General features: G+C 30.9%; 17 protein-coding genes. 14 read left to right on the forward strand and 3 right to left on the reverse strand.

Translation table 11 applies throughout. The features are described from left to right. The first annotated feature begins 64 nt into the window (after positions 1-64). The 7 genes from DW269_RS07585 (at position 65) to DW269_RS07615 (ending at position 5764) form a co-directional block, all read left to right on the forward strand. On the forward strand, positions 65-553 hold the full coding sequence (locus DW269_RS07585; RefSeq protein WP_117459227.1) for a dUTP diphosphatase: 489 nt from the start codon (positions 65-67) through the stop codon (positions 551-553). Between the two features lie 3 nt (positions 554-556). Then, positions 557-1633: a CapA family protein gene (locus tag DW269_RS07590; RefSeq protein WP_117459228.1), complete on the forward strand. Its 1077-nt coding sequence runs from the start codon at positions 557-559 to the stop codon at positions 1631-1633. A gap of 21 nt (positions 1634-1654) precedes the next feature. Next, complete coding sequence (locus DW269_RS07595; RefSeq protein WP_158546337.1) at positions 1655-2611, forward strand: MmcQ/YjbR family DNA-binding protein; 957 nt, start codon at positions 1655-1657, stop codon at positions 2609-2611. Positions 2612-2665: 54 nt separating this feature from the next. Continuing rightward, positions 2666-3418, forward strand: a complete 753-nt coding sequence (locus DW269_RS07600; protein ID WP_117459230.1) for an esterase family protein — start codon at positions 2666-2668, stop codon at positions 3416-3418. 14 nt (positions 3419-3432) lie between these two features. Then, on the forward strand, positions 3433-5052 hold the full coding sequence (locus DW269_RS07605; RefSeq protein WP_117459231.1) for an acetyl-CoA carboxylase biotin carboxylase subunit family protein: 1620 nt from the start codon (positions 3433-3435) through the stop codon (positions 5050-5052). A gap of 125 nt (positions 5053-5177) precedes the next feature. After that, positions 5178-5498 (forward strand): type II toxin-antitoxin system RelB/DinJ family antitoxin, encoded by a 321-nt coding sequence (locus DW269_RS07610; RefSeq protein ID WP_022425189.1) that lies wholly within the window; start codon positions 5178-5180, stop codon positions 5496-5498. Then, entirely contained in the window at positions 5495-5764 is a 270-nt protein-coding gene (locus DW269_RS07615; protein WP_006505231.1) for a type II toxin-antitoxin system RelE/ParE family toxin, read from the forward strand. The genes DW269_RS07610 and DW269_RS07615 overlap by 4 nt, the downstream gene beginning before the upstream one ends. 543 nt (positions 5765-6307) lie before the next feature. Here the strand turns inward: DW269_RS07615 and DW269_RS12965 are convergent. Beyond that, positions 6308-6640, reverse strand: a complete 333-nt coding sequence (locus tag DW269_RS12965) for a hypothetical protein (RefSeq protein ID WP_230310051.1) — start codon at positions 6638-6640, stop codon at positions 6308-6310. 617 nt (positions 6641-7257) lie between these two features. On the opposite strand from DW269_RS12965, the gene DW269_RS07625 reads away from it, so the two are divergent. From DW269_RS07625 to tnpB, 7 genes are all read left to right on the forward strand, one after another. After that, the gene (locus tag DW269_RS07625; protein ID WP_117459232.1) at positions 7258-7596 is read left to right on the forward strand and encodes a hypothetical protein; all 339 of its coding nucleotides are present in this window, start codon (positions 7258-7260) and stop codon (positions 7594-7596) included. After that, entirely contained in the window at positions 7580-8032 is a 453-nt protein-coding gene (locus DW269_RS07630) for a phage holin family protein (protein WP_117459233.1), read from the forward strand. Before DW269_RS07625 ends, DW269_RS07630 begins: the two co-directional genes overlap by 17 nt. After that, on the forward strand, positions 8025-8867 hold the full coding sequence (locus DW269_RS07635) for a GH25 family lysozyme (protein WP_117459234.1): 843 nt from the start codon (positions 8025-8027) through the stop codon (positions 8865-8867). Before DW269_RS07630 ends, DW269_RS07635 begins: the two co-directional genes overlap by 8 nt. A 111-nt stretch (positions 8868-8978) precedes the next feature. Beyond that, the gene (locus DW269_RS07640; RefSeq protein WP_117459235.1) at positions 8979-11297 is read left to right on the forward strand and encodes a glycoside hydrolase domain-containing protein; all 2319 of its coding nucleotides are present in this window, start codon (positions 8979-8981) and stop codon (positions 11295-11297) included. 189 nt (positions 11298-11486) lie between these two features. Then, on the forward strand, positions 11487-11975 hold the full coding sequence (locus DW269_RS07645) for a hypothetical protein (RefSeq protein WP_022425182.1): 489 nt from the start codon (positions 11487-11489) through the stop codon (positions 11973-11975). Positions 11976-12312: 337 nt separating this feature from the next. Further along, positions 12313-12558, forward strand: a complete 246-nt coding sequence (locus tag DW269_RS07650; RefSeq protein ID WP_022425181.1) for a hypothetical protein — start codon at positions 12313-12315, stop codon at positions 12556-12558. Next, positions 12552-13373, forward strand: a complete 822-nt coding sequence (gene tnpB, locus DW269_RS13210; protein ID WP_117459236.1) for an IS66 family insertion sequence element accessory protein TnpB — start codon at positions 12552-12554, stop codon at positions 13371-13373. Before DW269_RS07650 ends, tnpB begins: the two co-directional genes overlap by 7 nt. A 377-nt stretch (positions 13374-13750) precedes the next feature. Here tnpB and DW269_RS07660 read toward each other — a convergent pair whose 3' ends face one another. Both DW269_RS07660 and DW269_RS07665 read right to left on the reverse strand, forming a co-directional pair. Beyond that, complete coding sequence (locus tag DW269_RS07660) at positions 13751-14236, reverse strand: hypothetical protein (protein ID WP_187012956.1); 486 nt, start codon at positions 14234-14236, stop codon at positions 13751-13753. Positions 14237-14269: 33 nt separating this feature from the next. Continuing rightward, complete coding sequence (locus tag DW269_RS07665; protein ID WP_230310152.1) at positions 14270-14749, reverse strand: DUF1836 domain-containing protein; 480 nt, start codon at positions 14747-14749, stop codon at positions 14270-14272. Between the last annotated feature and the right edge of the window lie 44 nt (positions 14750-14793).

Here is a 14793-nt window from a genome sequence, read left to right on the forward strand (position 1 = left end):
TTCGTGAGAACTTACATTATCTCGATGTGAGTATATTTAATCACATTTTGAGTGGCAGATTGGAATGAATAGCGCTAAATTTTATAAAGTATCTTATGAACAATTTCAAACAGGAATGGAAAGGGAAGATGTAAAGGACATCTATGATGCGATTAAGCTTCCACGTCGTGCAACTAAAGGATCTGCAGGATATGATTTTTATACACCTATTGATATACATCTAGAACCTGGAGAAACAGTAAAGATTCCTACAGGAATCCGCTGTGAAATGAATGAAAGATGGGTATTAATGATTTATCCTAGAAGTGGTTTGGGATTTAAATATCGTCTACAGTTAAATAATACTGTAGGTGTTATTGATAGTGATTATTTCTATTCAGATAATGAAGGTCATATTTTTATTAAGATGACAAATGATTCAAATGAAGGTAAAGTAGTTGATGTTCAGGCTGGTCAGGGTATTGCCCAGGGAATCTTCATGACATATGGTATTACTGAAGATGATGATGCCACTGAAACACGTAATGGTGGATTTGGATCAACGACTAAATAATTCATGAAATATAAATTTCTTCTTGCAGTTATGTTACTTCTTTCAGGATGTAGTACACCTCCTAAAGAAGAAGTAAAGAAAGAGACACCAAGTGTTTCTTTTGTTGCTGTAGGAGATAATCTCTATCATCAATGTATGCTTGATGAAGCCAAGACTTCTAGTGGTTATGACTTTTCAAACTATTATAAGAATATTAAGAAGTATATCCAGGCGGATTATTGTTTTGTGAATCAGGAAACGATATTAGGGGGAGGGAAACCTTCTGGTTATCCTCTCTTTAGTGCACCTGATAGTGTGGCAGATGAGTTAGAAAAGGTAGGATTTAATATAGTGAATGGTGCTACCAATCATGCATATGATCAAGGGGCATCTGGCATATTACATTCCATTCAGGTATTTAATAAACATCCTCAGATGACTTATTTAGGACTCTATGAGAATGAAGAAGAGAAACAGAATATTAAGATAGTAGAAAAGAATGGCATTAAGATTGCATTTCTATCTTTTAATCAATATGTGAATGGTGTGACTTATCAGAAACAGTTACCTTATATGATTAATTTTCAGGAATCCACTATGATGGAGAATATGAAGAAAGCAAGAGAGAATGCGGATATTGTGATAGTATCCTGCCATTGGGGTATTGAGTATGATTATCATCCTAATACATTCCAGAAGAATATGGCTAAGCAACTTGCAGATGCAGGTGCAGATGTGATTATTGGAACACATACACATACACTACAGGATGTAGAATATATTCAAAGAGCGGATGGTAAGCGTACATTAGTTGCTTATAGTTTAGGCAATTTTGTAAGTGGCATGTTGGAAGAATCATGTCAATTAGAAGGTATGCTTTCTTTTGATATAGAAAAAAAGAAAATTAAGAATGTGGTATTCACACCACTTGTGAATTACTATACTTTAACGGGCAAAAAAGAAAGACATGATTTTTCTGTTTATCGTTTAAAGGATTATACAAATAAGTTAGTAGAGAAGCATGGTTTTCCTAATCTGACTATTCCTCATATGAAAGAAGAAGCGAAACAGAAAGTAAAGAATATTAAAATTGATATGTAAGGCATTCTTTGGAGGTATATGATGAAGGATTATAGACGTTATCATTGTGATGAGAATAAACTTACTGATTATGGATTTAATAAACAGGGGCATAATTATATATATAAGAAAAATATACTAGATGGTGATTTCAGGATTGAAGTAATAATAAATGATATATTAGAGGCTAAGGTTTATGATTCTGATACAGATGAAGAATATACAAATATTCATTTAGTAGGTAAGCAGGGAAAGTTTGTACAAAAAGTAAGAACTGCATATGAAGACTGTATTGAGGACATATTAAATCATTGTTTTGTATATGATTATTTTGTTTTTCCTCAATCTAAACGTTTGATGCATCTTATTGAAGAAAAGTATCATGTTCTTCCGGATCATCCTTTTACTAAGGGTGATTCATTTGTATTTAGAAATAATGATAAGTGGTTTGGACTTATTGTGCATACAGATTATTCTAAGTTTTGTGATAAACAGGGAGAAATAGAGTGTTTGAATATTAAGGTTCCTATAGATACAGTGAATCATCCTTCTATCTATCCAGCTTTTCACATGAATAAGAAACATTGGATCAGTATACTATTAGATGAAACATTGAGTGATGAAGATATCATGTCTCTTGTTGATCAAAGCTATCAGACTACTGTGATATGTGAAGATTGGGTTATTCCTGCGTCTCCTAAACGTTTTGACTTAATAAAGGCATTTAATCAAAGTGACTATATACAATGGCATCAAAAAGGGAATATTCATCAAGACGCAATTGTGTATATCTATTATGGTGCTCCTTATTCTGCAATTATGTATAAGTGTCAGGTAGTAGAAAGTAATGAAACAAGTATGCTTCTTAAACGTCTAAAAACATATGATCCTACTCTTTATCCATTGGAAGTACTTAAGACATATCAATTAAGAGCTATAAGAGGTGCTAGGCATATTCCTAAAGAATTAAAGGAGTATATAGGAAATACCGATAAATAAGTGAATTGTCTATTAAATGTGATATAATGGGCAAAGGCAAAGGAGGTTTTGGGAATGAAGGTAGAATATTATAAAGAGTACAGTCCATGTCTTGAAAGAGATATGGAATATAAGGTGTATGGACATGCAGGAACACCTATACTTGTATTTCCAACACAGAATGGTAGATTTTTTGATTTTGAAAACAATGGTATGGTCGCTACAGTAGAAGACCTTATTGATAATGGGAATATACAATTATTCTGCTGTGATAGTATTGATTTAGAAACATGGAGTGAAGAAGGCGGTCATGATGTTGGATCTCGTTCACATATGTTGGAACAATATTATCATTATATTGTAGATGAATTAGTACCTAGAATTATTGACATTAATGCGATGTGTGGTACACATGCAAAGGGTATTTATACTACAGGATGTTCATTAGGTGCATCACATGCAGCTAATTTCTTATTTAGAAGACCGGATATCTTTAGTGGATGTATCGCATTAAGTGGATATTATGATAGTGATTTATTCTTCCATGATTATGTGGATGATAATGTTTATCGTAATAGTCCTATTAAATATATTGAAGGTATGAGTTATGATCACCCATATGTAGAAATGTATAGAAAACGTCGTATCGTATTATGCTGCGGCCAGGGTGCATGGGAAGATGAAATGGTTCGTTCAACTAGTAGAATGAAAGAGCTATTAGAATATAAGAATATTCCAGCATGGATTGATTTCTGGGGATATGATGTAAACCATGATTGGGATTGGTGGAGAGTACAGTTCCCATATTTTGTAAAGAGAGTAATCTAGGAGGAGAAGAATAGATGAATGTCGTATTTATATCACCACATTTTCCAGAATATTATCATAATTTCTGTTCACGTTTAAAAGATCGTGGTGTGAATGTATTAGGTGTTGGAGATTGCCCATATGATATGATCAGTGATGACACAAAGAATTCATTGACTGAATATTACTATGTAGGCTCTTTAGAAAACTATGATGAAGTATATCGTGCATGTGCTTATTTCTCTAGTCATTATGGTAAGATTGACTGGATTGAATCAGAAAATGAATACTGGCTAGAACTAGAAGCAACATTAAGAAGAGACTTTAATGTGACTACTGGTCCACAGATTCAGGATATGCGCTGTATGAAATTTAAATCAGCTATGAAGGAAGTATATAAGAGTGCTGGTTTAAAGGTGGCTGACTATATTAAGTTAGATACTCTTGATGAAGCTTTAGAGTTTACTAAAAAGAATGGTTATCCAGTGATTGTAAAGCCAGATAATGGTGTAGGAGCAACTCATACTTATAAATTAAAAGATGATGAAGAATTAAAAGACTTCTATAATCATAAACAGGATTATATTGATTATATTCTAGAAGATTTTGTGCCTGGTGATGTTGTAACATTTGAAGGTGTGACTGATAAGGATAAGAATATTTTATTCTCTACAAGTCATTTTATGGATACTTCTATTATGGATACAGTCAATGATGCATCTGATATCTATTTCCATTCTGAGCCTGTAGAAGGTAAACCTATTTATGAAATTGGTGAAAAGGTTGTTAAAGCATTTGATACAAGAAGCCGTTTCTTCCATTTTGAATTCATTAAGTTATCTGAAGATAAACCAGGATTAGGTAGAAAAGGTGATTTAGTTCCTCTAGAAGTGAATATGAGAGCACCAGGTGCTTTTATTCCTGATATGATGAACTATGCTTATGATGTAGATACATATACTATTTGGGCAGATATGATGATCTATAATACTTGTTTCTATGAAATTGAAAGAAAGTATTATGTAGGTTATGTAGGAAGACGTCTTGGTATTGATTATGAATTATCTGATGCAGAAGTAGCTGATAAGTATAGAGAATATATCAAGATTGAAGCAGATATTCCTCAGGTTCTTGCACAGGCTGAAGGTAACCATGTATTTATTTTCCGTGCTAAGACTAAAGCGAAGTTAAATGAAATTACTAAGGCGATTATTGCACATAAGAAGAAAAAGGCTGCACCTAAGAAAGCAGTAAAGAAGACAGTGAAAGCTGTGGCTAAAAAGGTAGAAAAAGTAAAAGAGCCTGTAAAGGAAGCAGTGAAGGAACCGGTAAAGAAGACAGTAAAGGCTGTAGCTAAGAAGGTTGAAGAAGTTAAGGAACCTGTAAAAACAGTTATAGAAGAAACTGTTAAGACTGTAGAAAAGAAAAAAGAACCGGTTAAAAAGACCGTAAAAGCTGTGACTAAGAAGGTTGAAGAAACTAAAGAACCAGTTAAAGCAGTTGTGGAAACAAAGAAAGAAGAAGTAAAAGCAGCTGTAGAAGATACAGTAAAGGTAGTAGAAGAGAAGAAAGAAGAACTAAAAGAAGTAGTTAAGAAATCTCCTCGTGCTAGAAAAGCTGTTAAGAAACCTAGACATAAATCTAAAAAGCGTTAATTAAGAAACTGTGATGAAATGATTTCATTTCTGATCAGTTTTTTCTTTATTTGTTTTCTGTATATACAATGTGTTGACTGTTAATTGAGTGATGTTTATAATAGTTGAGAAGGAGTTTATGAACTATGAAAAAAACAACACTAACAGTGGCTACAGCACCCAAAACAAGCACTTTTCAGATGCGTATTAATCCAGAAATCAAAGCACAGGTAGAAGGAATCTATGCACAGTGTGGTATGACACTTACTGATGCTATTAATGCATTTATTCAGCAGTCTATTAATGTAGAAGGGATGCCTTTCTTAGTAACTGCAAATAGTAAGCAGGCATTAAGAGAACAGGCAATCTCTCAGTTAATGATTGAATTAGATAAAGGTGAAAAAGCACCTGCAGATGATAGCATTTCTGAAGAAGATATCTTAAAAGAATTTGGAATTGAACTATGAATCTAAGATATACAAGACAAGCACGTGCTGATTTAAGAAACCCTATGCGTTTGAATCCAAAGATTGTAAAACTATGTGCTGTATTAAAAACACACCCTGAAATAGGTGGTCAGCTATCTAATAGAACTGGATGGACAACAGATCTTTATTATGTCATTGCAGGAAAATATAGTATTTTCTATAAATATGATCATGATACAGTGACAATCATCCGTATTCTAACGAACGAAGAAAAATATATGAATGTCATCTTTGGTGATAAGTAAAAAGGATTGAATAAACTCAAATGGTATTAAGTTAAAGAAAACTAATATCATCGGGTAATTAAGTTAAGGTGTCAGCTACAAATAAAATGGTACCCATAAGGAGGACAACAACCTGACAGTTGTGATACCCCTCCTGTGGGTATCATTTTTTGTTTTGTTGCTTAAATTTTACTATGTCAAAATCAAAGAAATTTACTGATGAAGAAATCAAGTTATTATCCAAATCATCATATGTCAAAAATGTAAGAAAAAACAGACTGGCATTAACTTATGAATTCAGATGCATACTATATAATGAATGGATCAAGCAACCATCTGGCTTTCGGATAAGATAGAGGAGGTTCTTTGACATTTAGTCGCTTAACTTAATACCATTGGTTTGCTAAGGAGGTTTTTCTTTTGGGAAGAAAAAGCAAGTTTTTTAAAGAACACAAAGTTGAAATATATAAAAGATATTTATACATCAATTGTAAAGTCATACGAGCACATGCCCCTTTTATTTCATTATTATATTGGCTTTTATAATTACTTTACCCTTATCATCTATAAAATTGATTTTCTCCATTTGATGTTCTGCTTATCAAAAAATGCATGTAATTTCTCAATATCTTCATTGCTGGCATTTTTCTTTTCAAAATAGATTTTAAAGCCTGCATTACTTGTAAAAAATACAATATCATTTGTTTCGTTAATTTTCTTTAAATCTTTGTATTTTATAGGAGCTTCATTCGATGATGAGTCTACTTTTGCGTAAAGTTTATCTTCATCAAAGTATAAATCAAAATATATTACATCTTTGTTGTATCGTTCTATTTGCTGGTTCATTAATTGTTTTAATCCAGTTCTTGATACAGTAAGATGAATTTTAACTTCCAATAATAAAATAACGCTAACTATTACAAAAAAAAGAAAAGTCTCTTATAAATAGGCCTAACAATAAACCTATAAAATCAAGACTGAATACGGTTATAAATGTAATTTTATATTTAGTAGGAAAGAATAGAATGATGATTTTTTTGAAAGTTGAATAATCCATTTTATTGTTTTTAACAGTTAATATTTCCATTTTTAGATACCTCGCTATTCATAATATATTAATTTTAACATAGATAAGTTTCAACTACACCAAATATTGATGATATATATTACAAATTATGATTTTCTATTTCGATTGATTATTCATTCTGACTAAGGATGGTCATTTCATGATCCTAGCTGTGCTTGTATTCAGAATAGTTATTTAAGACTTCCATTGGTATATCAACTTGAACTCATATTTTACGGAAGTATCAAATTGACTCATCTAGTGAAATGTTTTTTTGATTAACTATCAGAATGATATGTTTAAATATAATGAACTTAGAGCTGTAATAAACTAAAATAATTAATTTGATAAATCACAATAATCACAAAAGCACAATTGTGTCGATTAGATATAATATAATACATACGTAAAACGTTTTACAATTTATAAGAAGAGGAGTAAGTAGGCAATGATTTATTCTAACGAAGAAATTGAACTTACTCTAAACTTCTACTCTATTGCTAAAGTACATTTGGATAATTTAAACCAAGCAATTAAGTTTAAAGAGTTGAATGACCACAAAAAGAATGAATATATGTTCTACTCACATATTGTCTCTAAAGTTAATTATTGGTTAAAAGAATTATTACCAGGTGAGCTTGAAATTATTGCTTTGCGTAATTTTGAGAATAAAACATTTGATCTTATTTCTATTCATGTGGGATATGCCAATCATAGTTCTATTGTAAGAAAATATAAGAGTATTATTAACAAAGTGAGAAAACTGAATAATGAACAAGTTTATTAGAAATATAGATAAAGTGTATTCGATTATATTATCTATTCTTACAATTGCTATGGATAAACATTGGATTTTATTTATGGTGCTATTACTATTAAATGTTCTTGATACACTAACAGGATGGATAAAATCAAGAATAAATAATAAAGAAAATTCAATGGCAGGATTGAAAGGAATTGCAAAGAAAGTAGCTCAATGGATATTAGTTTTATTGTCTTTTATAATTCCAGTATGTTTTGAAGAATTAGGAAAGATAATTCACATTGATTTGGCGATATTAACGTTTTTAGGCTGGTATGTTTTAATTTCGTTAATTATTAATGAGTATCGTAGTATTCTGGAAAATCTTGTAGAAGCTGGATTTGATGTGCCACAGATTCTTGTTAAAGGCCTGGAAGTAGCCTCACAAAACATAGAAAGCATAGTAGAAAACAATGAGTAATTATATTATAGATATTTCATATCATAACGGGAAAGTAGATTTAAGCAAGGCAAAGGAGTCTATTTCTGGTGTTGTAGCTAGATGTTCTTATGGATGGAGTTCTGGAAATATAGACAAGCAGTGGAACAATAATGCGAGACAAGCAAATGAGTTAGGCATTCCATTATTTGCTTATCATTTTTGTTATGCTAGAAACGAATATGAAGCTAAAAGAGAAGCATATTTAGCTTTGCAGGCATGCAGGAATTATCAGGTATGTATTATTTATTATGATATTGAATATTCTGATTATCAGGGCAGTTTGAGTAATGAAATGTATTATAAGATTGCTAAATCATTTTGTGATGTTATTGAAGGAGCAGGTTATTCTGCTGGAATATATGCGAATCAGGATTGGTTTAAAAATAAGCTTACAAATAGTGGTTTTTCCGCATGGACATTATGGATTGCTAATTATGGGCTAAACAATGGGTACAATAATTGGGACAATAAGATTCAATACAATCCTTTTGGAAATGTATTATTGCATCAGTTTACTTCTAATGCCAAAAAGGGAGCTTTAAAAGATATAAAAGGAATAGATTCAAAGTTTTTGGACTGTAGTTATGATCATGGTGTGATTAGTACTTTTTATAAGGTAAAAAACAAAACTAGTAGTTTAAACGTTGGAGATAGTGTGCGTGTCAAGACTGGTTCAAAGTGGTATGATGGTCAGTCAATAGCAAATTTTGTATTTAAAAATCAATATGAAGTGATTCAAGTCAAAGGAGATAGAGTAGTAATTGGAGTAAACGGTAAAGTGACAGGAGCAATTTCATTAAATAGTTTATATTAATGAAATGCGAAAGGCACAATGGTGCTTTTGAATGAATGTATGATAAAAATGTAGAAAGAATACCGGTATAAATTCTACAGAAAGTAGTAACAACATAGGAGGATAGTAATAATGGCAGATGAAAGAGTTTTACAAGTTCAACAATGGTTGAACAAAACATATGGAAATGATAGTAGATATAACAAAATTACAGAAGATGGAAAAACAGGATGGAGTACAATTTATGCATTAAGACGAGCGTTACAAATTGAATTAGGGATTCAAGAAACAAGTAATAGTTTTGGACCTACAACTTATTCTTTGTGTCCGACAATTGCTCAAGGGTCAGAAGGGAATCTAGTTTATATTGTGCAAGGCGGTTTATGGTGTAAAGGATACAATCCAGGAGGATTTACAGGATATTATGGAAATGGAACATATAATGCAGTCAAACAATTAAAAACTGATGCAGGATTTCCATCAGCTTCAGGAAATATGCAAAGAGATTTTATGAAAGCATTATTAGATATGAGCGCCTTCACCTGCTTGGCAGGAGGTACTGAGGAAATCAGAACAATTCAACAGCGATTGAATTATGATTATTATAATTATTATCAAATTTGTCCTTGTGATGGATTATATAATCGTGATATGAATAAAATGTTGATTTATGCTTTACAAAAAGAATTAGGAATTTCTAAAAGTAGTGCTACAGGAACATGGGGGACTAAAACAACTTCATTATGTAAAGCACAAAGCTTTGGTATTGGAGATACAGATAATATTATAAAACTTATTAGATATGCAACAGTATGTAATGGTTATTACATAAATGTATTATCTTCAACATATGATTCTTCTTTAGATTATGTTCTTGAAGCATTCTGTGATCATTTGAAATTAATAAAACCTAATAATAGAGTTAATTACACAGTTATTAAGTCTTTATTAAGCAGTAATGGCGATACTGATAGATCAGCGTTAGGATGCGATACAGCAACTAAATTAACAACTGCGCAAATACATACCATTAAAAATGCTGGTTATCAATATGTAGGAAGATATTTAACAAATACACCTGGAGGAACATTGGATAAATGCTTAACTGTAAGTGAAATTGATAATATCCTAAACGCAGGATTAAAGTTATTTGCAATTTTCCAAGAATCTGGTGATGCTGCAGGTAAATTTACAAGAACATCAGGTAAAAATGACGGGGAAAAAGCATATGTAGCAGCTAGGGAATATGGTTTTTCAACATCGTCAACTATTTATTTTGCAGTTGATTTTGATCCTACTGATGATATTATTCAATCAAATATTATACCTTATTTTAAAGGAATATTAGCATCAAATGCCAGAAAATATAGAATAGGCGTATATGGAACAAGAAATGTATGTAATAAATTGCATGATAATTCTGATTTAAAAATTAATAAATTTTTTGTTTCAGATGCTTCATATGGATTTAGTGGCAATTTAGGATTTAATATTCCAGGTGATTGGTGTTTTGATCAATTTTGTACAGATATTACTATTGGTTCTGGAAATGGAACTGTAAGAATTGATAAAGTAGGAGTCTCAGGAAAAGATATAGGAATTAGTAAAGTTGTCTTACCAGGAATTAATAAATTTTATAATTATTTAACTTCTATTTATGATTTGGCTTACAATTATTGTCATAATATTTCAGAAAGTAATTCTTTAGTTTTACAGTATTTTAGAAAACTTGGAAATTATGGAGGAAATTGGTTTGGAACAAGTAATAGTGTTGCTGGAGAAGCAAGTAATATTCAATGGAATTTAGTGGCAGGAGAAATTGATAATGATTTTTGTGATTTAGTAGAGTCTACATTGGGAAGTGATATTCCTAAATTTAAAGATCCATCAACACAATGCTATTATGATTTTAATCACTTAGCAGCAACACTACAATCAAATATACATGTTTTTATTGATACCGAAAATGAAGGATTGGATACTTTTATTGACTTATTTAGTGGTTGGATGGGAGATCTTACAACTTTTGCAAAGGATATAGAAACATATGTGGAAAAGAATAAAAATATAATGTATCAAGAGTATGCAAATAACAATTTATTTGCTCCAGACACATCATTTAGTATGGAAGACTATATTGCTGATATTGATGGTATCAATTTAGCAAGAAGTTTATTATCTAATAGTTCTATGAAAATTACAGATTTATTCTATAATTATTTTATGAATACAGAATATGGAGGAACCTATTCATCTGAAAGAACGCAATTATGGATAACAAGGGTATATGGTAATTATTCGAGTTTTAAAAATCAATCTGATTATTTAAATCAAAATGTTGAGCCAGTAAGTACATTTAGACTATTACTTAATAAGACTACTGTAAGTGACGAAGCATTTACTGCTGCTCATACAGCGTTCAATAATTACGTATATTCATGTTTAGATTAAGTGAAAAATCAGGAAAAAGTCAGGCAATGTAAACCTAAAGTGAAAAGTTAAATTCCACTTTAAAAAGAAACAAAAGACGGGACTTTAGACAGGCAATGTAAAATATATATTTATATTGCCTTTTTTATTTAGTATGATATAATAATTCACAAAAAAATTAATGATACAAATTTTAGGAGGGAATTTTAGATGAAAGTTTTTAAAGAAATAATTGCTTATTTTAGTCATATGAATAATAAAAAAAGAACTTTAGTGTGGTATATTGTATCATTGAGTATTGTTTTGATAGAATATCTTATTAACTCTAGACTAGACAAATTTGTCTACTTTCATCCGTTCATTAGTATATTAATAAATATAGTTCTCTTAATAGATTTATTTTTTATACCTATTACTTTTATATCAATTGATATATTAAAAGCACAAAAAAATTCCATTATAAAATTTTTTCAAATTATTTTATCAGGAATTGGAATAGGACTGTTATCTTTTGTGGTTATTTTTGTTTACTCTTTCTTTAATAAATCATCATTTAACATTGATAGTGTAAATATAGATTTTAGAAGTGATAAAATATATGTTGAAAATGTAGTTTGGTTAGAGGATAGTCACCATGTAGATGTGTATCAAGTCGAAAACGCATTATTTGTAAGATGGATTGACAGTTATAAATTATAAAATGATAATGTTTCATTGCTTAGTGAAGGTTTATTAATAATGGAAGTAATCGTGCCAGAAGTTTCAAATACATAATTAAAGTAAATTTGTTGTAGATTAAAAGTAAGCGCCAAATAATATAGTGGATAGAAATAAACCTCATCATATTAGATAATTAAAGTGTTTTTAGATACTAAATTTGCTATATATAGTGTTTTTAGCCACTGAATTCACTCTATATAGTAATTTTAGCACTAAATTTACTATATAGAGGATGGTGAAATCATGGATATTCAAAGCATTAATGACGATATCAAGACCAGACAGTGGATTGAAAGAATAAAGGAGTGCAGGAAAAGTGGACTTCCTGTCAGAAGCAGGCAGAACAACATATGTGAGCAGACCTACTACTGCTGGCTTAAAAAGTTGCGAAAGATGGCAATTGAATCAGGGAGCTGTAAAGGCTCCATCATTTGTCTCTGTTGATCAGAGCACATTTGATAAACAGAACATAGTTATAACTAAAGGAGATGTTCGTATAGAATTTCCTTGTGATACAAATATAGGAACTGTAACTAACATCATAGGTGCACTATTATGTTAGGTGACATCTCCAAGGCTGAGCATATCTATATAGCTGTAGGCTATACAGACATGAGGAAACAGATTGATGGTCTTAGTGCACTTGTCACAACGCAGTTCAGACTTGATCCCTTTTCAAATTCGGTATTTCTGTTCTGTGGAAGAAATGCGAGAGTGATGAAGACACTGTACTGGGAGGGTGACGGCTTCGTGCTCCTTTACAAGAGACTGGAAAATAGCAGATTCAAATGGCCTAGAGATGAATCCGAAGCTAGAGAAATAACACCCAGCAGTTCAGGTGCCTCAGATACACTGTCTTATACAGGTCTTAAGAAAATAGCCAAGCTATTTGCGATAGAAAAGGAAATTGATACATTCCCACCTGAAGATAAAGTCAAGATACGCCAAGAAAGATCAAAGCCATTAGTTGATGACTTCTTTTCATGGTGTAAAGATAATCAAAACAAGGTGTTAACAGCTTCTAAGATAGGAAAGGCTATACAATATGCCTTGAATTACGAGGCTGGATTGCGTTCATTTTTAGAAGATGTTCTTGTACCTATGACAAATTCATTAGATGAACGTACAATCAGACCATTTACAGTTGGCCGAAAGAACTGGCTGTTTTCAACTTCTACTAAAGGAGCTGAAGCAAGTGCAGCAGTATTCAGTCTAATTGAAACAGCTAAAGCCAACAGGCTTGATCCATATGACTATATTGAATTTATCCTGGATTATTTACCACAGCAAGATTTGGTTGAAAATCCAGAAAGACTGGACTGGTTCTTACCATGGAGTGAAGAAATAAAAGAAGAATTTGAAATAAAAGCCGACTAAATTGATTATTGTATCAATTCAATCGACTTTTTTAAATACACTATTTTATTTGGCGCTTACGACACATCTACTAAAAAGGGCTAGAAATGAATGAATATTCATTTCTAGCCGCACAATTTTTATCACCTGTCAACAGTTTGGTAAAAAAAGCCTCCTCAATTTCAAATAAAGGAGGTTCTTTGGCATTTAGTCGCTTAACTTAATACCAATGGTTTGCTAAGGAAGTTTTTCTTTTGGAAAGAAAAAGCAAGTTTTCTAAAGAACACAAAGTTGAAATATATAAAAGATATTTATACATCAATTGTAAAGTCATACGAGCACATGCCCCTTTTATTTCATTATTATATTGGCTTTTATAATTACTTTACTCTTATCATCTATAAAATTGATTTTCTCCAAGGGATGTTCTGCTTATCAAAAAATGCATGTAATCTCTCAATATCTTTATTGCTGGCATTTTTCTTTTCAAAATAGGTTTTAAAGCCTGCATTACTTAGAAAAAATACAATATCATTTGTTTCGTTAATTTTCTTTAAATCTTTGTATTTTATAGGATCTTCATTCGGTGATGAGTCTACTTTCGCGTAAAGTTTATCTTCATCAAAGTATAAATCAAAATATATTACATCTTTGTTGTATCGTTCTATTTGCTTATTCATTAATTGTTTTAATACAGTTCTTGATGAAGCAAGATGAATTATAACTTTGAATAATAAACTAGCGCAAACTATTATGAAAAAAGAAAAATCTCTTATAAATAGGCCTAACAATAAACCTATAAAATCAAGACTGAATACGGTTATAAATGTAATTTTATATTTAGTAGGAAAGAGTAATTTCAAATAGAGGAGGTTCTTTGGCATTTAGTCACTTAACTTAATACCATTAGAATAAACTCAATCCTTTTTTAATGCTTCTTCCATTGTTGCTTCACCAAGAAGATTATTAGATACCTTGATTTTATAGACAGAACTTAAGATACATTTATTATATATGTCTGGTAGTTCTGAGTCTAAATGATTTGTCTTAAGGACACGCTCAAATACATCACAATACATATTATAGAATTCAGATAATTCTTTCTGACTCTGTTGTAATTGAATAAGCTTAGAAATCTCATCTAATGAAAAGACAGACTTTAATAAACAAATTAATGTGAAATAAGCAATCTGTTCTCTTTCATATTTCTTCTTTATAGGTGCTTTTACTAGCTTATGTTTGACATAATTATTGATCATTGTTTTTGTGATAATAGCGTCATCATTATTTTTTAAGAAAGACAAACTCTTTTCTATAATAGATACAACCTGATCTATATAGAGTGGAAAATCTGGTATTTCTTCCCATCTAGAAATATGTACATTATCGTAATTCATTTTCATCACCTACTTAAAAACTATCATTTATTGTATTCGTTGTC

Source organism: Catenibacterium sp. AM22-6LB (assembly GCF_003435615.1).
In the GTDB taxonomy this organism is placed as follows: Bacteria; Bacillota_I; Bacilli_A; order Erysipelotrichales; family Coprobacillaceae; genus Catenibacterium; species Catenibacterium mitsuoka_A.